The organism is Pantoea sp. S18 (assembly GCF_045689705.1).
In the GTDB taxonomy this organism is placed as follows: Bacteria; Pseudomonadota; Gammaproteobacteria; order Enterobacterales; family Enterobacteriaceae; genus Pantoea; species Pantoea symbiotica.
In genome coordinates this window covers 275,492-296,894 of sequence record NZ_CP142689.1, presented here as the reverse complement: position 1 = coordinate 296,894, position 21,403 = coordinate 275,492, and the positions used below count along the sequence as shown (strand labels likewise).

Annotated in this window: 18 protein-coding genes; 15 read left to right on the top strand and 3 right to left on the bottom strand. The window is 54.8% G+C overall.

Features of this window, described 5'->3' with window-relative positions:
• Positions 1-7 precede the first annotated feature (7 nt).
• The 3 genes from VIJ98_RS21220 to VIJ98_RS21210 all read right to left on the bottom strand — a co-directional run bounded on the left by VIJ98_RS21220 (position 8) and on the right by VIJ98_RS21210 (position 3,579).
• Positions 8-1,321 carry an LLM class flavin-dependent oxidoreductase gene (locus VIJ98_RS21220; protein ID WP_323271379.1) on the bottom strand — a complete coding sequence of 438 codons (1,314 nt, stop codon included), beginning with the start codon at positions 1,319-1,321 and terminating at the stop codon, positions 8-10.
• An 82-nt stretch (positions 1,322-1,403) separates the two neighbouring features.
• Positions 1,404-2,561, bottom strand: coding sequence for an amidohydrolase (locus VIJ98_RS21215; RefSeq protein ID WP_323271378.1), 1,158 nt, complete (start codon positions 2,559-2,561; stop codon positions 1,404-1,406).
• 22 nt (positions 2,562-2,583) lie between these two features.
• The gene (locus tag VIJ98_RS21210) at positions 2,584-3,579 is read right to left on the bottom strand and encodes an MsnO8 family LLM class oxidoreductase (RefSeq protein ID WP_008108818.1); all 996 of its coding nucleotides are present in this window, start codon (positions 3,577-3,579) and stop codon (positions 2,584-2,586) included.
• 370 nt (positions 3,580-3,949) lie between these two features.
• On the opposite strand from VIJ98_RS21210, the gene VIJ98_RS21205 reads away from it, so the two are divergent.
• The 15 genes from VIJ98_RS21205 to VIJ98_RS21135 all read left to right on the top strand — a co-directional run bounded on the left by VIJ98_RS21205 (position 3,950) and on the right by VIJ98_RS21135 (position 21,255).
• On the top strand, positions 3,950-4,927 hold the full coding sequence (locus VIJ98_RS21205; protein ID WP_154191580.1) for a TRAP transporter substrate-binding protein: 978 nt from the start codon (positions 3,950-3,952) through the stop codon (positions 4,925-4,927).
• Positions 4,928-4,975: 48 nt separating this feature from the next.
• Entirely contained in the window at positions 4,976-5,482 is a 507-nt protein-coding gene (locus VIJ98_RS21200; protein WP_323271377.1) for a TRAP transporter small permease, read from the top strand.
• A 12-nt stretch (positions 5,483-5,494) separates the two neighbouring features.
• Positions 5,495-6,781, top strand: coding sequence for a TRAP transporter large permease (locus VIJ98_RS21195; RefSeq protein ID WP_008108821.1), 1,287 nt, complete (start codon positions 5,495-5,497; stop codon positions 6,779-6,781).
• A gap of 224 nt (positions 6,782-7,005) precedes the next feature.
• Positions 7,006-8,628 carry a TIGR04028 family ABC transporter substrate-binding protein gene (locus VIJ98_RS21190; protein WP_323271376.1) on the top strand — a complete coding sequence of 541 codons (1,623 nt, stop codon included), beginning with the start codon at positions 7,006-7,008 and terminating at the stop codon, positions 8,626-8,628.
• Between the two features lie 12 nt (positions 8,629-8,640).
• The gene (locus VIJ98_RS21185) at positions 8,641-9,585 is read left to right on the top strand and encodes an ABC transporter permease (protein ID WP_323271798.1); all 945 of its coding nucleotides are present in this window, start codon (positions 8,641-8,643) and stop codon (positions 9,583-9,585) included.
• Positions 9,582-10,430, top strand: a complete 849-nt coding sequence (locus VIJ98_RS21180) for an ABC transporter permease (RefSeq protein ID WP_323271375.1) — start codon at positions 9,582-9,584, stop codon at positions 10,428-10,430. Before VIJ98_RS21185 ends, VIJ98_RS21180 begins: the two co-directional genes overlap by 4 nt.
• The gene (locus tag VIJ98_RS21175) at positions 10,427-12,037 is read left to right on the top strand and encodes an ABC transporter ATP-binding protein (protein ID WP_323271374.1); all 1,611 of its coding nucleotides are present in this window, start codon (positions 10,427-10,429) and stop codon (positions 12,035-12,037) included. The genes VIJ98_RS21180 and VIJ98_RS21175 overlap by 4 nt, the downstream gene beginning before the upstream one ends.
• The gene (locus VIJ98_RS21170; RefSeq protein ID WP_323271373.1) at positions 12,034-13,023 is read left to right on the top strand and encodes a putative FMN-dependent luciferase-like monooxygenase; all 990 of its coding nucleotides are present in this window, start codon (positions 12,034-12,036) and stop codon (positions 13,021-13,023) included. Before VIJ98_RS21175 ends, VIJ98_RS21170 begins: the two co-directional genes overlap by 4 nt.
• A gap of 91 nt (positions 13,024-13,114) precedes the next feature.
• The gene (locus VIJ98_RS21165) at positions 13,115-14,212 is read left to right on the top strand and encodes an alkylhydroperoxidase domain protein (RefSeq protein ID WP_323271372.1); all 1,098 of its coding nucleotides are present in this window, start codon (positions 13,115-13,117) and stop codon (positions 14,210-14,212) included.
• A 2-nt stretch (positions 14,213-14,214) separates the two neighbouring features.
• Positions 14,215-15,366, top strand: coding sequence for an amidohydrolase (locus VIJ98_RS21160; RefSeq protein ID WP_323271371.1), 1,152 nt, complete (start codon positions 14,215-14,217; stop codon positions 15,364-15,366).
• Between the two features lie 23 nt (positions 15,367-15,389).
• Positions 15,390-16,238, top strand: a complete 849-nt coding sequence (locus tag VIJ98_RS21155; RefSeq protein WP_323271370.1) for a VOC family protein — start codon at positions 15,390-15,392, stop codon at positions 16,236-16,238.
• 73 nt (positions 16,239-16,311) lie between these two features.
• Positions 16,312-16,851 (top strand): GNAT family protein, encoded by a 540-nt coding sequence (locus tag VIJ98_RS21150; RefSeq protein WP_323271368.1) that lies wholly within the window; start codon positions 16,312-16,314, stop codon positions 16,849-16,851.
• Positions 16,852-17,239: 388 nt separating this feature from the next.
• On the top strand, positions 17,240-17,566 hold the full coding sequence (locus tag VIJ98_RS21145; protein WP_323271367.1) for a hypothetical protein: 327 nt from the start codon (positions 17,240-17,242) through the stop codon (positions 17,564-17,566).
• Between the two features lie 303 nt (positions 17,567-17,869).
• Positions 17,870-19,147: an HlyD family efflux transporter periplasmic adaptor subunit gene (locus VIJ98_RS21140; RefSeq protein WP_323271366.1), complete on the top strand. Its 1,278-nt coding sequence runs from the start codon at positions 17,870-17,872 to the stop codon at positions 19,145-19,147.
• Positions 19,144-21,255, top strand: coding sequence for a peptidase domain-containing ABC transporter (locus VIJ98_RS21135; RefSeq protein WP_323271365.1), 2,112 nt, complete (start codon positions 19,144-19,146; stop codon positions 21,253-21,255). Before VIJ98_RS21140 ends, VIJ98_RS21135 begins: the two co-directional genes overlap by 4 nt.
• The last annotated feature ends 148 nt before the right edge of the window (positions 21,256-21,403 follow it).

Here is a 21,403-nt window from a genome sequence, read left to right as displayed (position 1 = left end):
TCGTATTTTATTTTTGTGTGTATTGATTAACCGGATCTTTCAAACCAAAGCTGGCGCGCAGCGTGGTGCCGGGATATTCGCTGCGGGTTAACCCGCGCGCTTGCAGAATCGGTACCACGCGATCGACAAAGCGTTCGAAGGTATCTGGCGTGCCGCCCTGAATGATGAAGCCATCGGTCGCTTCGCTCTCAAACCACAGCTGCAAACCGTCGGCCACCTGCTCTGGCGTGCCGTGAAACAGCGGACGCGGCGTCGCGGCTTCCAGCGCCGCCTGACGCAGCGTATGGCCATGCTCGCGCGCCTTGCGCTTGATTTCGTCGGTGGTGCTGCGGAAGCTGTTTTGCCCGATATCGCCGAGTGCCGGGAACGGCTCATCGAGCGGATATTGTGAGAAGTCGTGATGATCGAAGAAGCGACCGAGATAGTTGAGCGCATCTTTGATGGAAACCAGCGCGGCGGTGGTTTGATACTGCAGCTCCACGTCTTCCGCACTGTCGCCCACAATCACGCCAACGCCCTGGAAAATGTGCAGATCGCCCGGCTCGCGGCCATTCGCCACCAGCTGTTTTTTCACATCGCGGTAGAATTCCTGCGCTTCTTCGCGCGTCGGCTGATGGGTAAAGATGGCGTCAGCATGTTTAGCGGCCAGCTTGCGGCCATCTTCCGATGCGCCCGCCTGGAACACCACCGGACGTCCTTGTGGCGTGCGTTCGATATTCAGCGGTCCTTGCACCTGGAAAAAATCGCCGTGGTGATTCAGCGTGTGCAGCTTCTCGGGATCAAAGAACTGGCCGCTCTGTTTATTCCGCACAAAAGCATCGCCTTCCCACGAATCCCACAGCCCTTTCACCACTTGCAGATACTCATCGGCGATGCGATAGCGCAGCGCGTGTTCCGGATGCTGCTGGCGCGAGAAGTTCTTCGCCGATCCCTCCAGCGGCGAGGTCACGACATTCCAGCCCGCGCGACCGCCGCTCAGATGATCGAGGCTGGCAAACTGACGTGCCACGGTAAACGGTTCGCTATACGAGGTGGAAACCGTGCCAACCAAACCGAGATGCTCGGTAACGCCCGCCAGCGCCGACAGCAAGGTCAGCGGCTCGAAGCGATTGAGAAAATGGGGAATCGATTTTTCGTTAATGAACAGGCCATCGGCAACAAACAGGAAATCCAGCTTGCCCACTTCCGCCTTGCGCGCAATATGTTTGGCGTAATCAAAATTGATGCTGGCATCCGCCAGCGCCGCCGGATGACGCCACGCGGACATGTTGCCGGATGCGCCATGCAGAATGGTGCCCAATCGCAGTTGTCTTGCAGTCATAATGTTCTCTCTTTTGCCAAAGCGCAGCCTGACGGCGACATCGTGTCGCCGTGCAGAATCAGAATGAAATCAGTGAATCGAGCTAGTTCAGAATGGCGTCACGACATCGCGCGTTGAGGTGCTGCAACGCTTGCTGAGCCAGTTGCGTAAAGTAGTGTGCAGCGGGGGCAATCAGCGCTTCATCGGGGTTGAAGCCGCCATGATGCAGACCAAATTCACTTGCGCTGCCAATGCTGACAAACGCGCCGGGGATCTGCTGTAAGTAGTAAGCGAAATCTTCGCCGCCGAGGTGCAGCTCAGCGGTCTGCACGCGGTAACCCACCTGCTGCGCCACGTTGCTGGCAAACTGCGCCCAACGCGCATCGTTCTCCAGCACCGGCGGACCGGGATGCCAGCTAAAAGAGGCGCTGGCACCGTTGGCGGCGGCGATGTTCTCGACCAGCGTGCGGGCGCGCTGTTCCAGCTCTGCGCGCACCTGTTTGTCATGGGTGCGCACCGTGCCGCCAAATTCGGCCTCGCCGGGCAGCACGTTCCAGGTTTTTCCGGCGTCGATGCGCGTAACGCTGAGCACCAAGCTGTCCAGCGTATTGAAGCTGCGGCTGGTGAGCGATTGCAGCGCCTGAATGATCTGGCTGGCGACCACAATGCTGTCCACGCCCTCTTCCGGATGCGCGGCGTGCGCGCCTTTGCCGGAAACGCGCACAATAAATTTATCCGCATTGGCGTAAAACGCGCCGCCGCGTGTGGCGAAGGTGCCGGTCGGCAAACCGGGTTCATTGTGCATGCCAAAAATCGCCTGCACACCGTCCAGTACGCCCGCATTGATCAACTGACGTGCGCCGGTGGCGTTCTCTTCCGCCGGTTGGAACAGAATACGAATGCGGCCTGGCAATTGATCTTCAACTGCTTTCAGCTGCAAGGCTGCGCCCAACATCACGGCGCTGTGAACGTCATGACCGCAGGCGTGCATCACGCCGCTATTGCGCGAACGGAAAGCCAGTCCGGTGGCTTCATGAATCGGTAGCGCATCGATATCCGCGCGCAGTGCAATCAGCGTGTCGCCGCGCCCCACTTCCACGATCACGCCGGTTTCCAGCGGATAATCCAGCAGACGCAAACCGGCGTCCTGTAACCAGCGACGCAGGCGCGCGGTGGTTTCGACTTCGCGACCGGATAACTCCGGCCAGCTATGCAGCTCACGTCGCCAGTCAATCAGCTGATGTTCGCTAAATTGCGTCATACCTGCCTCCGTAAGCAGCAAATCAAGCCGTGACTAAACGATGAGTGGCCAGCAGTTCGAGTGATTTAACGCGCGCCTGCTCTTCAGCCACCGGCGTATCAATCACAAACTCTTCAATGCCGAAGTGCTGATGCAGCGCATCCAGCTTGGCATGCACCTGCGCGGCGGTGCCTTTCAGCAGCGACGGCGTGCGTGGTTCAATCACGTAATCGCTGTAACCGCCCTGACGCACGTAGCGTTCGGCCTGCTCGACGCTGCCGACATTCACGCTTGGGCCATCTTTCACGCTGACGTGATACACGCGCAGGTTATCCACCAGCAGATCGGCTTCCGCCGGAGAATCTGCCACCACCACTTGCACCGCCACCAGCGCGCGCTGGCCGTTGCTGTGTTGGCGATAACTGTTAAGGACTTTTTCCATTAATTGCGGATCGCCGTTGTGGTGCGCAGCGAATACCAGCTGCCAGCCGAGTTCCGCCGCCAGTTTGGCGCTCTCTTCACTGGCACCCAGCAGGAAGCGATTAGCCGGACGCGGCGGCTGCGGCGTGGCGCGCAGGATCTCTTCGTCGCCCACTGGCGGCACTTGCAGCCAGCTATCCAGCAGCGTCAACTGCTCGGCGAAGCTGCCTTTCTCCTGCAGATGCACGCCAAGCTGCAGCGCACGCGTTGAGAGCGGCAAGCCGCCCGGCGCTTTGCCGACACCGACGTCAATGCGTCCCGGCGCTAATGACGCCAGCAGGTTGAAGTTTTCCGCCACTTTGTACGGGCTGTAGTGTTGCAGCATCACGCCGCCGGAGCCGACGCGAATATGCTGCGTCTGGCCGATGATCCAGGCGATCAGCAGTTCCGGCGACGGGCTCGCCAGACGATCGGTATTATGGTGTTCCGCCAACCAGAAGCGGTGATAACCCCAGCTTTCCGCCTGCTGCGCCAGCTGTAATGTGCGGTGAAGCGCGTGGCTGGCTGTCTCTCCATCAGCAATCGGCGATTTATCCAGCAAACTCAGTCGGTATGACATGCGCCTTATCCTTTTCGTCATGAATATGGCGAGTAGTGTGTGGCGCAGAAGGCGGGTTCGTAAAACATGATATTGTCGTATCTATATTTACTTTATGCATATCAGGGAGATAGATTGGACCGTTTGGTTTAAACTCCTTTGAAAACACACAATTATCCCTGCTAGATATGGATTGTTGCGGCGATGTTTTGAAAATGTGATATTCAATATAAAATTATTAAAACATCGTTTCAAAATGTGACGCAATTCATCCAATCGCAATTCCCTTATTTTTCCAGCCACTATTTTCTCTATGCTGGCACCACGCGGCACCTCTCGACAAAATCAATGCGCCGCACCTTCCTGCCTCCCCCTTAGCTGGAGAAAAAGCATGACGTTTAAAAAATTACTTCTGGTAGTTTCGTTATCCTCTGCGGCAGCGTTTTGCCCTGCTGTGGCGTCCGCTAAAGTCATCAAAGTAGCCGAAGTACAACCAGCGGGTTATCCCACAGTGGTGGCACTTGAACACATGGGCGAGAAGCTGAAAAAAGCCACTGACGGGCGGTTAGAAATGAAGGTTTACGCCGGTGGCGTGTTGGGTGATGAAGACCAAACGCTGCAGCAGGTGCAACTGGGCGCGATTGATATGATTCGTGTCTCGCTGGCACCGGTCACCAGCATTGCGCCGGAAACCAGCGTATTAACCTTGCCGTATGTTTTTCGCGATGAAGATCATATGCACAAGGTGCTGGATGGTGATATCGGGAAAAATATCGTCGAGAAATTCGATAACGATCCCAACGCCCGCATGATTTTCCTCGGCTGGACCGACGCCGGTGTGCGCAACATGATCACCAAAAAACCGATCGCCAAACCCGAAGATCTTAAGGGCATGAAAATCCGCGTGCAAAACAGTGCGATCTCACTGGCTACCTTAAAAGCGATGGGAGCGAATCCGGTCGCCATGGGCGTGAGCGAAGTGTTTAGCGCCATGCAAACCGGCGTGGTGGATGGCACTGAAAACAACCCGCCAACTTTTGTCGCCCACAACTATATGCCCGTTGCGAAGTACTACACGCTCACTGGCCACTTCATTCAGCCTGAAATGATTCTCTACTCCAAACCGTTATGGAATCGTCTCTCTGCGGAGGATCAGGCGTTGCTGAAGAAATTAGGCAAAGAGGCGCAGGAGGAAGAACGCCAGCTTTGGGCAACCTACACCCAGCAATCCATCGAGAAGATGAAAGCCGGTGGCGTGACCTTCCAGGAAACCGATCGTGAAACCTTCATGAAAGCCACGCAGCCGGTGCGCGATCAGTTTGGCGGCAAATATCAGGATTTGATGAAACAAATTGCTGATGTGAAGTAATCCTCCCCACGCCACGTGCCTTCGTGGCGTTTTAACCAGGTAAACATTATGACTGCATATTCTCGTCTGATGGATGGGCTTTATTTGCTGTGCATGGCGATTGCCGCCGTTGCCTTGCTGATCATGGTAACGGTGATTCCCATCGGGATTTTCTCACGCTATGTGCTGAACGACGCGTTATCCTGGCCAGAACCGGTCGCCATCATTTGCATGATCATTTTTACCTTTATTGGTGCGCCAGTCGGGTTCCGTGCCGGCACGCATATTTGTGTGTCGATGATGATTGACCGGCTCTCGCCGGCGAATCAGCGCTGGCTGCTGAAGTTGTCTGACGCGCTGATGATCATCACCTGTCTGGTGATTTTCCGCGCCAGTTACAACCTGTGCGAAGCGATGTGGGTGCAAACGCTGGCTTCATTGCCGGTGGTGACCTACGGCGAAATGTATTTACCGATCCCGGTCGGCGCGATCTTTACGCTGTTGTTTGTGATTGAGCGATTGGTTAATGGCGATCAAAGCCAACGCGCCATCGTGACTCTTGGCGGCACCCACTAAGCGGAGAAGAAAATGGACGCACTGATTTTGATAGGCAGTTTGGTGGTGTTGCTGCTGGTGGGTTTCCCGGTGGCATTCGCCGTTGGATTGAGCGCGTTTATCGGCGCATGGTGGATCGACTTACCGCTGGAAGCGGTGGTGATTCAGATTACCAACGGCATTAATAAGTTTTCGCTGCTGACTATTCCCTTCTTTATTTTGGCTGGCGCGATTATGGCGGAAGGCGGCATTGCCCGGCGGCTGGTTAACTTCGCCTATATTTTCGTTGGCTTTATTCGCGGCGGTTTGTCGCTGGTAAATATTGTCGCCTCAACCTTCTTCGGTGCGATTTCGGGATCTTCGGTAGCGGATACCGCCTCGATTGGATCGGTGATGATTCCGCAGATGGAGGAGAAAGGCTATCCGCGTGATTTCGCTGCGGCGGTGACGGCCAGTGGTTCGGTACAAGCAGTTTTAACCCCGCCCAGCCACAACTCGGTAATTTATTCGCTCGCCACCGGCGGCGTTGTCACCATCTCTTCCCTGTTTGTCGCCGGGATCATTCCCGGCCTGCTGCTGGGTTTCTGTTTGATGGTCATGTGCCTGGGATTTGCGCGTAAACGTGGTTACCCCAAAGGCGAGCGCATTCCTTATAAGCAGGCGTTGAAAATCTTCTTCGATGCGTTTTGGGGGCTGTTCACCATTTTCATTATTCTTGGCGGGATTCTTTCGGGCGTGTTCACTGCCTCAGAATCGGCGGCCATCGCCTGCATCTGGGCATTCTTTGTCACCATGTTTATTTACCGTGATTTCAAATGGACGCAATTGCATATTCTGGTATTCCGCACCATCAAAACGGTAACCATTGTGATGGTGTTGATCGCCTTCGCAGCCGGTTTCGGTGCGGTGATGACCTTTATGCAATTGCCCACCATCATTACCGAAGCCTTTACCCAATTCTCCAGCAACAAGTATGTGATTTTGATGTGTATCAACCTGCTGTTGCTGGTGGTGGGAACGCTAATGGACATGGCACCGCTGATCCTGATTTTGACCCCGGTACTGTTACCGGTAGCCACCGCGTTAGGCGTCGATCCGGTTCATTTCGGTATGATTATGCTGACCAACTTGGGCATCGGTTTAATTACGCCACCGGTCGGCACGGTATTATTTGTCGCCAGCGCAGTGAGCAAACAAAAGATTGAGCAAGTGGTATCCGCCATGCTGCCCTTCTATGGCATGTTGTTTATTGTGCTGATGCTGATTACCTATATTCCGGCGATATCGCTGTGGTTACCGCGTTTAATGGGCGTGATGTAAAAAGGTGCGCATGAATGCGCACCCTACGAAAAAATCACCGTAGGGTCGCCATTTATGGCGACCTCAATATATGTTCCGCAATAATTAGATCGCCATAAATGGCGGTCCAAACTTCTATTTATTTTTTTCGGCAAAGCTTAGTGCAATTCCTTGGTTCAACTCCCGTGTGCGGCATTCAATGATGAAAACCGCCCGTCGGGCTATTGATAAAAAAGGGAAACACCATGACTAAGCATTTTCACTTGCAGGCGTTGAGTTTGGCCCTGCTATCAGGGATTTTTAGCGCCCACGCGGCAGACACGCCAGTCAAAGGCGGCACGCTGGTTTATCTCGAACAACAGGCGCATACCAACCTTTATCCACCCGCCGGTGGCTTTTATCCCAATGGCGGAATTCTGAATCAAATCACCGATAAACTGACGTGGCAGAATCCAAAAACATTACAAGTTGAACCCTGGATTGCCGAAAGCTGGAGCAGCAACGCCGATAAAACTGAATATACCTTTAAAATTCGTCCCGGCGTCACCTTCTCCGATGGCACGCCCTTAGATGCCAATGCGGTAGCCAAAAACTTTGATACCTACGGTCTGGGAAATAAAGCCCAGCGCCTGCCAATTTCCGAAGTGATTAATAATTACGACCGCAGTGAGGTAATTGATCCTCAGACGGTGAAATTCTATTTCAAAAAACCGTCACCGGGTTTTTTACAGGGCACCGCAACGATTGGATCGGGATTAGTTTCTCTCAGCACGCTGCAACGTAGCTTCGACCAACTCGGCGATGCGCGTCATATTATCGGTTCCGGTCCGTTTGTGGTCAGCGATGAAAAACTCGGGCGCGAAGTCGATTTAACCGCGCGCAAAGATTACCAATGGGGCCCGAAAAATCTCGCCCAGCAAGGTCCAGCCAATCTCGACGGCATTAAATTCATCGTCACGCCGGAAGACAGCGTGCGCATTGGCGCGCTGCTGGCCGGTCAGGCCGACTTTATTCGTCAGGTGCAAGCCTATGACGAAAAGCAGGCGCAGCAGCAAAACTTCCCGATTTACGCTGCGCCCACGCGTGGCGTCAACGACAGCATCAGCTTCCGCCCGGATAACCCGCTGGTCAGCGATGTGAAAGTACGTCAGGCGCTGCTGCACGCCACCAACGCGCAGCAAGTGGTGCAAACCCTGTTCTCACCGAACTATCCGCAGGCCACATCGGTGATCGCCACTTCGGCGGCCGGGTACGTTAACCTGGCCGACAAGCTTAAATTCGATCCGGCGTTATCAAAAAAACTGCTGGATGAAGCGGGCTGGAAACCGGGCAGCGACGGCATCCGCGAGAAGGATGGCAAGAAACTGGCGCTGACCATTTATGAATCGCTGCCGCAGCCGCAAAACAAAGAGGTGCTGCAGCTGGTGGCACAACAGTGGCGTCAGGTGGGCGTCGCGCTGGCGGTGAAAGCCGGTGATGCTGGCAGCCGCGTGCTGGATAACCTCGATCCGCTGAAAACCCCGCTTACCGTTTCCGAAGTGGGCCGCGCCGATCCTGACGTGGTGAAAAGCCAGTTCTACCCGACTAACCGCGATGCGTTGCTGCAGAAAGGCGGCTCCAGCGACAAGGTACAGAACTTCCGCGACGACAAGCTCAACACGCTGTTGCTGGGGATCTCTTCGGAAGTCGACCCGGCGAAACGCCTGGCGGTGACCGGCGATGCGCAGCGTTATCTGCTCGATCAAGCGTATGTGATTCCGATCTTTGAAGAACCGCAGGTGTTTGCCGGTGCGCCGTGGCTGAAAGGCGTGAATTTTGAAGCCGTAGGTCGTCCGTCGTTCTACGGCGCGTGGCTGGAAAAACACTAAGGCAGGTTAATGATGCAACGTTCACTGCTGCGAAGAGTGGGTCAAAGCGTATTGGTGCTGTGGGCCGCGTTTACCCTGTCGTTCTTTCTGCTGCAGGTGCTGCCCGGCGATGCGGTGCTGATCAAGTTTCAGAACCCGGATCTGGGCCTCAGCCCGGATCAGATCGCCGAAATGCGACTGGCTTACGGCGCGGATAATCCGCTCTGGCAGCAGTACGTGCACACGCTGCTGGCGATGCTGCGCGGCGATTTTGGTTACTCGGTGCAGGCGGGCGTGCCGGTCAGCGAACAGCTGATCAGCAACCTGCCCGCCACGCTGCAACTTGCGCTGCTCGGCTTTGCGCTGGCAACGATTATTGCGTTCGCGCTGGCGGCGTTATCGCGCTTGCCAGCGCTGCGCTTCCTCCGTTCCGTGCTGCAATCGGTACCGGCGCTGTTTATCTCGCTACCAACCTTCTGGCTCGGCATCGCACTGATTCAGCTGTTCTCCTTCCAGCTGCGCTGGATTCCGGTGATCAATCCGTCGGCGCTGCAAGGTTTGATTCTGCCGGTGATTACCGTGGCGATCCCGATCTCCGCGCCGCTGGCGCAGATTCTGCTGCGCAGCATCGATCAGGTTTCTACCCAGCCGTTCGTGGCGGTGGCGCGCGCCAAAGGCGCCAGCGAAAGCCATGTGCTTTGGCATCACGTGATGCGCAATGCGCTGCTGCCGGTGCTGAACGTTGCGGGTTTGCTGCTCGGTGAACTGATCGCCGGGGCGCTGATTACCGAAACGGTGTTTGGCCTAAGCGGCGTCGGCCAGCTGACGCAGCAGGCGGTGAATAATCAGGACGTCGCAGTGTTACAGGCGGTGGTGATGATCTCGGCGCTGGCGTTTGTGCTGATTAACCTGCTGGTCGATGCGCTGATGCCGTTGTTAGATCCACGTCTGCAATCCATTGCCGGAGGCCACCGATGAGCCTGGTCGATTACTCAACTGCACGGCAAAAAATCAGCACCCCGCGCGTGTTCAACATCCAGCCCGGATTGTGGCTGGCGTGGGGCGTGATGCTGCTGGCGCTGCTGGCGGCGTTTGCGCCTGCCCTGTTTACCCACTTCAGCCCGACCGAAGGCGTGCCCGGCGCGCAGCGTCTGCCGCCGCAGGCCGCGTACTGGCTCGGCACCGATCAGCTGGGCCGCGATCTCTACACGCGCATTATCTATGGCTCGTCACAGTCGCTGTCGGCGGCGGTCGCAGCCGTGGCGATGGGGCTGATTGGCGGCACCACGCTCGGCGTGCTGGCGGGTGCGATTGGCGGTCGCACCGAAAACTGGCTGATGCGCCTGGTTGATGTGCTGCTGTCGATTCCCTCGCTGCTGCTGTCGCTCAGCATTCTGATTTTGCTGGGTTTCGGCACCGTTCACGCCGCACTGGCGGTGGGCATCGCCTCGATTGCCAGCTTTGCTCGCCTGGCGCGCGGCGAAGTGGTGCGCGTGCGCCGCAGTGAATTCGTCGAAGCGGCTTACGGCAGCGGCGGCAGTTTCTGGCGCGTATTGTGGCGTCACATTCTACCCAACTCGCTGACGGCGGTGATCGCCTTCGCCGCTTTGCAGTTTGGTCAGGCGATTCTGGCGCTGTCGACGCTGAGCTTTCTCGGCTACGGCACGCCGCCGCCAACGCCAGAATGGGGATTATTGATCGCCGAAGGACGTAACTATCTGGCGACCGCGTGGTGGCTCACCACCTTCCCTGGCATTGTGGTGGTCGCCGTGGTGCTGGCCGCTAACCGCATTAGCCGTCAACTGGCCGGAGGTGACGCATGAGCGCGTTATTAGCCATTGAAAATTTAACCCTCAGCTATCGCCAGCGCGGCGAGTGGCGCGCGGTGGTTCACAACGTCAGCTTTGAATTGCAGCCCGGCGAAATGGTGGCGCTGGTCGGTGAATCCGGCTCCGGCAAGACCACTACCGCGCAGGCGATTATTGGTTTGATGGCGGAAAACGCCCGCCGTGATAGCGGCAGGATTGTGCTGAACGGCACCGATATCGCTGGCTGGTCATCCAAACGTCTTGATAGCCTGCGCGGCGTCAGCATCAGCTTAGTACCGCAGGATCCGGGCAACTCGCTCAATCCGGTGAAAACCATCGGCGATCAGGTCGGTGAAATGCTGCAGCTGCACCTGAAAATCAGCAAAGCCGAACGCCAGCAGCGCGTGCTGGAGCTGTTGCAAAAAGTGGGGCTGAGCCATCCGGAACAGCGCCTCAATCAGTATCCGCATCAGCTTTCCGGCGGCATGAAACAGCGCGTATTAATTGCCATCGCCCTCGCCCTGCGTCCGCAGATCATCATTGCCGATGAGCCCACCAGCGCGCTGGATGTCACGGTGCAAAAACGCATTCTCGATCTGCTGGATGTGCTGCGCCGCGAATCTGGCACCGCAGTGCTGTTTGTCACGCACGATTTGGCGCTGGCGGCAGAACGTGCCGATCGCCTGCTGGTATTTCGTCATGGCGAAGTACAGGAACAAGGCCCGGCGGCGCAGGTGATCAACGCGCCAACACATGCCTATACGCGGCAGCTGTTAAAGGATGCCGATCCGGGCGACAGTGCGCTGTCCGTGCCGACACAAGCCAACTTCTCGTCGCCAGCGATTCAGCTCTCCGGCATCAATAAACAGTTTTCCCTTGGTCGCCAGCAGCAGCTACAGGTGGCGAAAGAGGTGTGCGTCACGGTGGCGCGCGGCACCACGCACGCGCTGGTTGGCGAATCCGGCTCGGGGAAAACCACGCTGGCGCGCATTCTTTTAGGCTTTGAGCAGGCCGACAGCGGTCGCGTGGTGATCGATGGGATCGACGCCACCGCGCTGCGCGGTGAAGCACAACGCCAATTGCGCCGCAAGATTCAGTTTGTCTATCAGAACCCGTTTGCCTCACTCGATCCGCGCCAGACGCTGTTCGCCATCATTGAGGAACCGCTGCGTAACTTTGAGAAACTTAGCAGCGCGCAGCGCCGGGAACGCGTCGCCGCCGTGGCGCAGCGCGTGGCGTTACCGCTGGAGTTGCTGACGCGCAAACCGCGTGAGTTATCCGGCGGCCAGCGTCAGCGTGTAGCCATCGCCCGCGCCCTGATTCTGCAACCGGCGATTCTGGTGCTGGATGAAGCGACTTCGGCGCTGGATGTCACGGTGCAGGCGCAGATTCTGCAACTGCTGCAACAGCTGCAACGCGAACTCGGCCTCACTTATCTTTTTATCACCCACGACCTCGCCACCGTGCGCCGCATTGCGCACAGCGTCACCGTGCTGCGCGCGGGTGAAGTGGTGGAGCAAGGTGACACCGTCACGCTATTTAACGCGCCTCAGCATCCGTATACCCGATCGCTGATTGACGCGATTCCCGCTTTCCGTCCGCTGATTAAGGAGTCTGCATGACGCGTAAACGTATTGGATTTTTCACCCGCCTGCTGGATGACACCAGCGCACAGCAGCGCTATCGCCTGGCAACCGAGCAGATTCAGCACGCTGAGCGCAACGGTTTTGATAGCGCGTGGATTGCGCAGCACCACTTTCACGAGAAAGAAGGCGGCTTGCCGTCGCCGCTACTGTTTCTGGCCCACGTTGCCGCGCACACCCGCACCATTCGCCTTGGCACTGGCATCATCACGCTAGCGATGGAGAACGCGCTGCGCGTCGCCGAAGATGCGGCGGTGCTGGATCTGTTGAGCAACGGTCGCCTCGAAGTCGGTTTAGGATCGGGCGGCACCGCAACTTCATTTCTGCCGTTCGGCATCACCATCGACCAGCGCGCCAGCGTGTTTGCCGATCATCTGCATCAGCTGCTGAGCGCCTGGCGCGGCGATACGCTGGGACATCCGGATAACCATCTTTATCCCGCTGCGCCGACGCTGGCGCAGCGCGTGTGGATCGCAACCTTCTCGGTGGAAGGTGCCGCGCGCGCAGGACAAGCCGGGCACGGTTTGATGCTGTCGCGCACCCAACCGCGTCCGGCGGGCCAGCCGGATTTGCCGCTGGATCAGATTCAGAACCCGATGATCGATGCCTATCTGGCGGCTTTACCGGCGGGCATTGCGCCGCGCATTCTGGCATCGCGCACCGCCTTTGTCGCCGATTCCCGTGACTACGCGCGCCGCCTTGCCGAACCGGGCTTGCAGCGCCAGGCGCAGCATTTCCGTGAATCAGGACACGTTATTGGCCACACGCTGGACGAACAGGCGCGCCAGCTGGATGCACACTTCGGCGATGCCGACCAGGTGCGGCAGTCGCTGCTCGCCGATACGTCGCTGCAACGCGTCACCGATATCAGCTTCCAGGTGCACTCCATCGATCCGCCACACGCCGACATTATGCGTTCCATCGAATTGATTGCCGAACACATTGCGCCCGCGCTGCGCGGCTAGGTCATTTGCGGTCGCCATAAATGGCGACCCTACGCAGGGTTTGTAGGGTCACCATTCATGGTGACCTTCTAACGCTTAACTGGAGAATTTCATGTCTCAACCGACAGATTTACTGGCCGCGCTGGCGGATATCGATCCCGCGTCTGAACTGGCGCAGGCCCGCGCCGAGCGTCATGCCGCCACGCAGCATACGCAAGGCAGCTACGATGTGTTGTTTTCGCAAGATGATGAAGATTTGCCGTTATCAGAACGCTTCGCCCTCGCCGCGCAGGTCGCGGCCTGGCATGGCGCATCGCGTCTCGAAGCGCATTACCGCCAGCACGATCAGCCGCACAACGCACGCTTCAATGCGGGCCTGGCGTTTGCGGAACTGCTGAGCCTGCGTCCGGTTGATGCCGCGCCGCAGCACATCGAAAAACTGCAAAGTGCTGGCTGGTCGCCGCGCGGTATCGTCACGCTGGCTCAACTGATTGCCTTTGTCAGCTTCCAGAGCCGCTTACTCGCGGGTTTGCGTTTGCTCAACGGCGAAGAGACGGCGTCGCAGCCGCATGCGGTTGCCGGAAAGTGGCACGATGCGTCGCTCACCGTTAGCGGCAAAACCGCCCTCACCGCCTTTACCCAACAGGAACTGGGTTGGGAACCGTGGCTGGCGGCGAAACCGCTGCAGGAATTTAGCGCTGAAGAGCAGGCAACGCTGGCGAAATTCGGCCATAGCGATTCCGATTACTTCCGCCTGCTGGGACGCAATCAACCGCTACTCGAACAGCGCACGCTGACCGATAAAGGCATCTTCTACACCGCTGGCGGACTCTCGCGTGCCGAGCGCGAGCTCGCCGCCACGGTAGTGAGCAAGGTCAACGGCTGCATCTACTGCGCTTCAGTGCATGCACGCAAAGCCAGCCAGCTGTCGAAAGATGAACCGGCGGTGCAGAAGCTGCTCAATGTCGCGCCTGGCGCTGAGCTGTCGCACGGACAATCGGCCCGTTGGGCGGCGCAGATCGATCTGGTCGCCACCTTATCGATCACGCCTCCCGCCACCAGCCTGAAACAGCTGCAGGCGCTGCGCGATCAGGGATTCAGCACGCTGGAGCTGCTGGACCTGATTCAATCCGCCGCCTTCTTCGCCTGGGCGAACCGCCTGATGCTGACGCTTGGCGAACCTTTCTTACCTGAACACACACAAGGATGACCATGACGGATCTTTCCCATCAACAGCTGGTGCGCTGGCGACGCGAGCTGCATCAGTATCCCGAGCTTTCGGATCAGGAATTTGCCACCACGGAACGCCTTACCCGCTGGCTGCAGGAACTGAACGTCAAGCTGCTGCCGCTGGAGCTGAAAACCGGTGTCGTGGCAGAGATCGGTCACGGCGAACCGCTGATTGCGCTGCGTGCCGACATTGATGCCCTTCCCATTGACGAGCAGAGCGATCACGCGTGGCGATCTCAGCAGCCGGGCGTGATGCACGCTTGCGGCCACGATCTGCACAGCAGCATAATGCTGGGCGTCGCGCAGCAGCTGAAACGCATCGAATCCCAGTTGCCTGGTCGCGTGCGCATTCTGTTTCAGCCTGCCGAGGAGATTTTTACCGGTGCGAAACAGCTGCTGGCGGCGGGTGTGCTAAAAGATGTGCAGGCGATATTCGGGCTGCATAACGCGCCGGATCTGCCAACCGGCACGCTGCGCACGCGCGGCGGTGCCTATTATGCCAACGTTGATCGCTTCCAGATCAACATCACCGGCAAAGGCGCGCACGCCGCGCGTCCGCATGAAGGTATTGATAGCATCGTGATTGGCAGCCACATCGTCACCGCACTGCAATCGCTGCCGAGCCGCGTGTTCAGTTCGCTGGAATCGGTGGTGGTTAGCGTGACGCGCTTTACCGCAGGCAACAGCTGGAACGTGCTGCCACAAACGGTGGAACTGGAAGGCACTGTACGCACCCACAACACGACGATTCGCGCGCAGATCCCACAAAAAATTGCAGCGCTGGTTAATGGGATCGCCGCCGGATTTGGCGCTCAGGCGGAGCTGGTTTGGCAGGAAGGCCCGCCTTCGCTGGTCAACACACCGCAATGGGCCGATTTCGCGCTGGAACTGGCAGCAGAGCAAGGCTATCAAACCCAAGTCGGCACTCCACAAATGGGCGGCGAAGACTTCGCCTTCTACCTGCAGCAGTTGCCGGGCGCGTTCGTCAGCATCGGCAGCGCCAGTGAATTTGGCCTGCATCACGCCGGATTCGATCCGGATGAAGCGATGCTGGAGCCGGCGGTGCATTACTTCACCGAACTGGCCCAGCGCGCGCTGCTGACGCTGCGCCAGCAACAGGCGCTGGCATCGTGACCATGAGAGCAAGGAGAAAACCGATGGCGATTTCTGTACCTGTTCCACGTCTCGACCATGTGGTGATCAACGTTGCCAGCCAACTGGATGACGCCAGCGCGCTGTTTCGTCGGCTGGGATTTCAGCTGACCGAGCGCGGCCATCACTCGCTCGGCTCCAGTAATCATCTGGCAATTTTTGGTGATAACTATCTGGAGCTGTTGGGGTTTGAAGCTGGGCGCGGCAACCTGCGCCAGGATTTGTGGCAGTCGCCGATTGGCCTTAGCGGTTTGGTGTGGAAAACCGAAGATGCCGACGCGGTGTGGCGCTATCTGGAGAGTCAGGACATCGACGGCGATCTGCCCGCGAGCTTTTTCCGCCCCGTGACGTTGCCGGACGGCACCGAGCAGGAAGCGCGTTTCCGCACCGTGCGGCTGCGCCCGTCGCTGGTTTCGAACGGTCGCAGCTTCTTTTGCCAACACGACACGCCGGATTCGGTGTGGCAGGACGCGTGGCGCGTCCATCCTAATGGTGTGAGCGATATCGTCGAGTTCGTGGTGGTGGCGCAGGATCCCGCCGCTGCCGCACAACCTTACAGCCGCTTGTTTGGTGCCGATAAACTCACCGCCTGTCAGGAAGGCGCGTTTGTGCTCAAAGCGGGCGTGGCGACGGTGCGCTTTGCCTCTGCGGAATACGTCACGCAACGCTTCGCTGGATTACCGATTGATTACGACGGCAGCGCGCGCATGGCAGGATTGAGCTTGCGCACCTCGGATCTGCGCAAGGTGAAAGCCAGCCTGCTGCTCGGCGACGTGCCGTTCCGCGAGGAAGCGTCAGCGATTATTGTCGCTGCCGAGCAGGCATTTGGCGTGGCGTTGCGGTTCCAGTTGTGATTTGTAGGGTCGCCATTTATGGCGACCTGGTTTACCTTAATTCACTTTCGCATCTGATAAACGAAGGTGAAATGTGACCGCTAAACTGCATCTCGAAACCCTCAGACTCACCTGCTCGCAGATCACCGAAGACGACTGGGATTTCTTCCGTCAACTCCAGCTCTCGCCACAGGTCATGCATTACATTGCCGATGCAAAATCTGAAGAAAAAATTCACGCCGATTTCACAGCAAGATTGCCACTCTGGTCACCACGCAGCGCGCATTGGTTGTGTCTGGTAGTGCGGGAAAAACAGTCCGGCAATCGCATTGGCGTCAGCGGCTATATTCATCGCGAAAATGACTGCGCCGAAGTCGGCTTTCTGTTCGCGCCGGAAGCGCAAGGCAAAGGCTATGCACACGAATCGCTTCGCGCGATTTGTGACTATGCGTTTAGCGACGGTGGCATTCGACGTTTGAGTGCCACTGTCACCGCAGGCAATATGCCCTCTCGTCGGCTGCTGGAAAAAGTCGGTTTTGTATTAGAAGGTGAACTGCGGGAAAGTTACTGGTTGAGAAATGCGTGGCATAACGATTGGGTGTTTGGGTTGTTGAGCGGGGAATATGGGTTGTAATATTGGAAATACCAGTGAAGCCTTCCAATAATGGAACTTGACAATTTAAACTCCTTCGAGTTCCAATCTTATTCGATATTGATGTCAATTGTGTAATGGATTTTATTGTGACATTCATTGCAAAAATTGAATGATGCTGCAGGCCGTCATTTGAGTGCTTTATGAAGGAACTGCTTTAATCACAACCCTCATACACTATACACGTTGTGTTTATTTGATCCTTAATAAAGAATCATCTTATAAAAACACACAAATGAGAACTGTCTTGTTTTTTAACTTTCCGGATTCACACCCCCAATAAATAATCATTCTTAACTTATTCCCACAATGTTTTTTTCTTGCTAGATTCTTAATGCCCTATGTACGGGGCATATAAAAAGGAGCTTTTATGAAAATGCTGAACTTGCAAGAAATGGAAATGGTATCTGGTGCAGGAAACTTCTCTGATAAGTCGACAGGGGGAAGAGTAAACAGTGATTCTAATGGCGGTCGCGCCGGTGGCGCACCCAGCACATGCGCTAACCAGGTAGGTATGGGAGCCATCATTGGCACTGTTGGTGCAATCGCCTTAGGTCCGGCAGGCATGGGAGCCGTAGCCGTTGGAGCTGCAACCGGTGCGCTCAGTGGGGGCCTTTCCTGTAATAACAGCCCTTATGGAGGTAGTGGCGGTAACAATAGTACCTCAAATAACATTGGCGGTCAGTGTACCTGGTAATAGAGAATGAATCATGAAACGATTTGCTCCAGGAACAAATTCGCGTGGCTTGCTGATTAATACAGCTTGGGTTTTAACTATATTCCCACTATCCAATGAAGCTGGCCCTTGTAGCCCGATGAATACGCATGGATTTATGGGAGTAGCATCCTGGATATTTATGCTCATTGGTACTTACGCTTTTTATTCCGGGCTATTTAAATTCTACGATTGGTTTAACAGCAACTAATCTTAAAGCTCCTCAAGTAAACTGAGGGGCTTTTTCTCAAAGACCTACCTTTTTCAGGAAGAATCATAATTTTAATGAATAATTTATTCAGGCAGGAAGCCATCGGTACAAAACATTCTCCTTTTGGAGCCGTACTTAATGTTCAGGGGGTTAATCGTCGTACCGTCTTTATTTTAACGTTAACTATCTTAAGCTTGACGGCAGTTTTACTTTCCAAGGGTTCTTACACTCGGAGAAATACTGTCGCAGGGGAAGTTACAACAACTGTAAGGCCCGTAAACATTTTTTCCCAATATCAAGGATATGTCTCTGAGGTTTATGTTCAGACAGGAGACACCATATCACCAGGGCAAAGGATTTTACGCATAAGCACTGGTAGAAAATCCAATAATGGCGATGTGGGTGAACGTAACGTAGAAGCCATTCTTAGGCAGGAAGAGAAAGTCCGTGAGATTGTTGAGGGGCTAAATAAAAGCCAGTCGAGCGTTCTGGCAAGTCTCGCTGAACAACGCGATCGCTACTCCGTGTTATATGAAAAATCGAGACTTTTACTAAAGAAAACGGAACAAGGGCTCAGGACTTTTGAAGCGACTCTTACAAACTATGCTGAGTACCAAAAAAGAGGTCTGATAACACGCGATCAGTACATTTTTCAACTTAACAACTTTTATCAGCAACAAAGCCTGCTGAATGGTATCAATTCCCAGAATGCTCAGGAGAAAATGCAGGTTATCAGCATTGAAGCTGACATTGATGCTCGCCGTATTGAGTATCAGAATCAGATACTTGAGAATGAACTCCGGCTGCGAGACCTTGAACGACAACGCTCATCGACTGAAGCTGAAGCTGATGTATATGTTGTTGCCCCTTTAAGCGGTCGTCTGGATACCGTTAATACAAGTGTTGGCCAGTATGTGACGTTTAACGATAGCCTGGCTCAGTTAATGCCTGATGATTCTAAAGGGTTTCGTTTAATCCTCTGGGTGCCGGACCGCAGTTTGCCCTACATTAGAACCGGCGACCCGATCAGCATCCGTTATGATGCATTTGCCTGGCAGAAGTTCGGTCAATTTGCTGGTCGCATTACTGAAATATCCTTAATTCCGTCTTCATCGCAGGAAATGTCTTCCTGGAGAAGTGGTCCCCGTGAGGAACTGACGCGTTCCGGAGGAAATTACTTCCGTATAATCTGCTCGCTGGACGATGAAAGCTTCAGCTATGACGGCAAGCAAATTCATCTCTCAAACGGTCTGACTGCCACCGTAACTCTCTATCTTGAGCGTCGCCCACTTTGGCAATGGCTTATATCACCTCTCTACGAGGTCCGGAAAAGTGTGGAAGGACCCGCATGAGAAAAAAACATTCCAGCGGGCTAAACCTTTTCTGGCGAAAATCTACTCCCGTCATCTTGCAGTCTGAATCAGCTGAATGCGGGCTTGCTTCGCTGCTGATGGTGATCAATCACTATGGTGCAGGGCAAGATCTAACTGCATTTCGTAGTAGACATTCTTTATCAGCAAGGGGGTTGACTCTGGCCACTCTTAATGAGGTTGCATGCCGCGAAGGGTTTGAAACCCAGGCCGTATCTGTCGAATTACATGAGATGCCATTATTACGATTACCCTGCATTCTTCACTGGGACATGGACCACTTCGTCGTGCTTGTCGGTTTCAGGGGTAGAAACTGTATTATTCACGATCCAGCTATCGGACGCCGGGTTATACCTTTACAAGAGGTTTCACGTCACTTCACCGGTGTGGCATTGCAGCTTTGGCCTGGAGCGCAGGTTGCTTCGGCAGCCCCCGTTACGCCCAAACTTCGCATTAGTGAAATGTTCAGGTACATACAGGGCCTGAAAACAGCTCTTGTTAAACTTTTTTGTCTTTCACTGTTGGTCGAAATGTTTTCGCTCATCATGCCCCTCGGAAATCAGTTCATTATGGACCACGTCCTGCCCGCGCAAGATATCGGGTTGCTTACACTGATTTGCATGGCGATGTTCCTAATGGTAATAACACAAACAGTGATTGCAGTGCTGCGCGCCTGGCTTACGATGACTACAGGCATGCAGATTCAGCTCCAGTGGAGGAGAGGGATGTTCAGGCACTTATTGAACCTTCCTATTTTGTGGTTTGAAAAGCGAAAATTGGGGGACATTGCTTCTCGCTTTAGTTCCCTGGACACGTTGAGAGAAACGTTCACGACAAACATAGTGCAGATGATCCTTGATGGCATTATGCTAATTGGCACATCAGCAATGATGCTTTTATATGCACCCGCCCTCTTTGCAATCGTCGTGATGTTTACTCTGCTTTATACTTTTATGCGGCTAAGTACCTACCGCTACATGCGTCAGATTACTGAAGAGCAGATCGTTTGTTCCGCGCGTCAACACTCCCATTTTATGGAGTCTCTTTATAGCGTTAGCACAATAAGAAGTATGAACATGCACGAACAACGCGCCAGAAGCTGGTACCAGCTCAATGTTAATGAGTTAAACGCTAATATTAAAAACGCTAAATTCGGTATTTTTTACGCTACTACAGAAACTTTTATCAGTGCTGTCGATAATATTGTGGTGCTCTGGCTGGGCACCCAGGCAGTAATTAACGGTGGATTATCACTAGGCATGCTGCTAGCGTTCACTTCTTATCGTTCACTGTTTTCAGCGCGAGCTGGCAGCATAATCACTTCTGCATTACAGATAAGGATGATGAGCCTACACCAGGAAAGAATTTCTGACATTCTCCTTTCTCCTGCTGAAAATTTCGGGTCGAACGAACATAATCATGCGGGGAAAACTGAAAAAAGAGTGACTCTTAGCTGTGAGCAAATCGGATTCCGCTACGACGATTTCAGTCAACCGGTATTTAGCAATATTTCATTAAGCATTCCCGCAGGAAGCAGCGTGGCAATTACCGGGACTTCCGGGTGTGGAAAAACTACTTTGCTAAAGATACTTGCAGGTTTAATTCCTGCGCAGCAAGGTGTAATTAAGCTGAATGGATGCGAGCTTATGAGTTACGGCCTTGCAAAATACCGGGACAGTATTGCTTGCGTATTACAGGACGATCGTCTTCTTGCAGGAACCATAGCTGAAAATATAAGCGGTTTTTCAACCCAACCGGATGAGCAGCTTATACATGATTGCGCACGTACTGCCTGTATCCATGATGATATCGAATCTTTGCCAATGGGGTATGGTACCCACCTCAGCGAACTCAGCGGTTCATTATCGGGAGGTCAGAAACAGAGGCTGATGATCGCCCGGGCCCTTTACCGCCGTCCGACCATTATTTTCATGGATGAATCAACAAGCAGTCTTGATGAAAACAATGAAGCCCGAATTAACATGAGTATTGCGAATCTCAAAATCACACGTGTAATTGTGGCGCACAGAAAAAGCACAATTGATTCTGCTGATAGAATTTTTAAACTGGATAATGTTGGCATCAATTAAATGGATTTTTTAAAAATGGGAAAATACTAAAGGGGCTGGAGGAATAAAGCTGAAGGTTAGAGCGTTTCTCATTGATATTATCCATGTGGGTCAAGATGTTTGGCTATTCCTGATGACCGCTACGTTCAGATAATTGCGTCGCCCATTG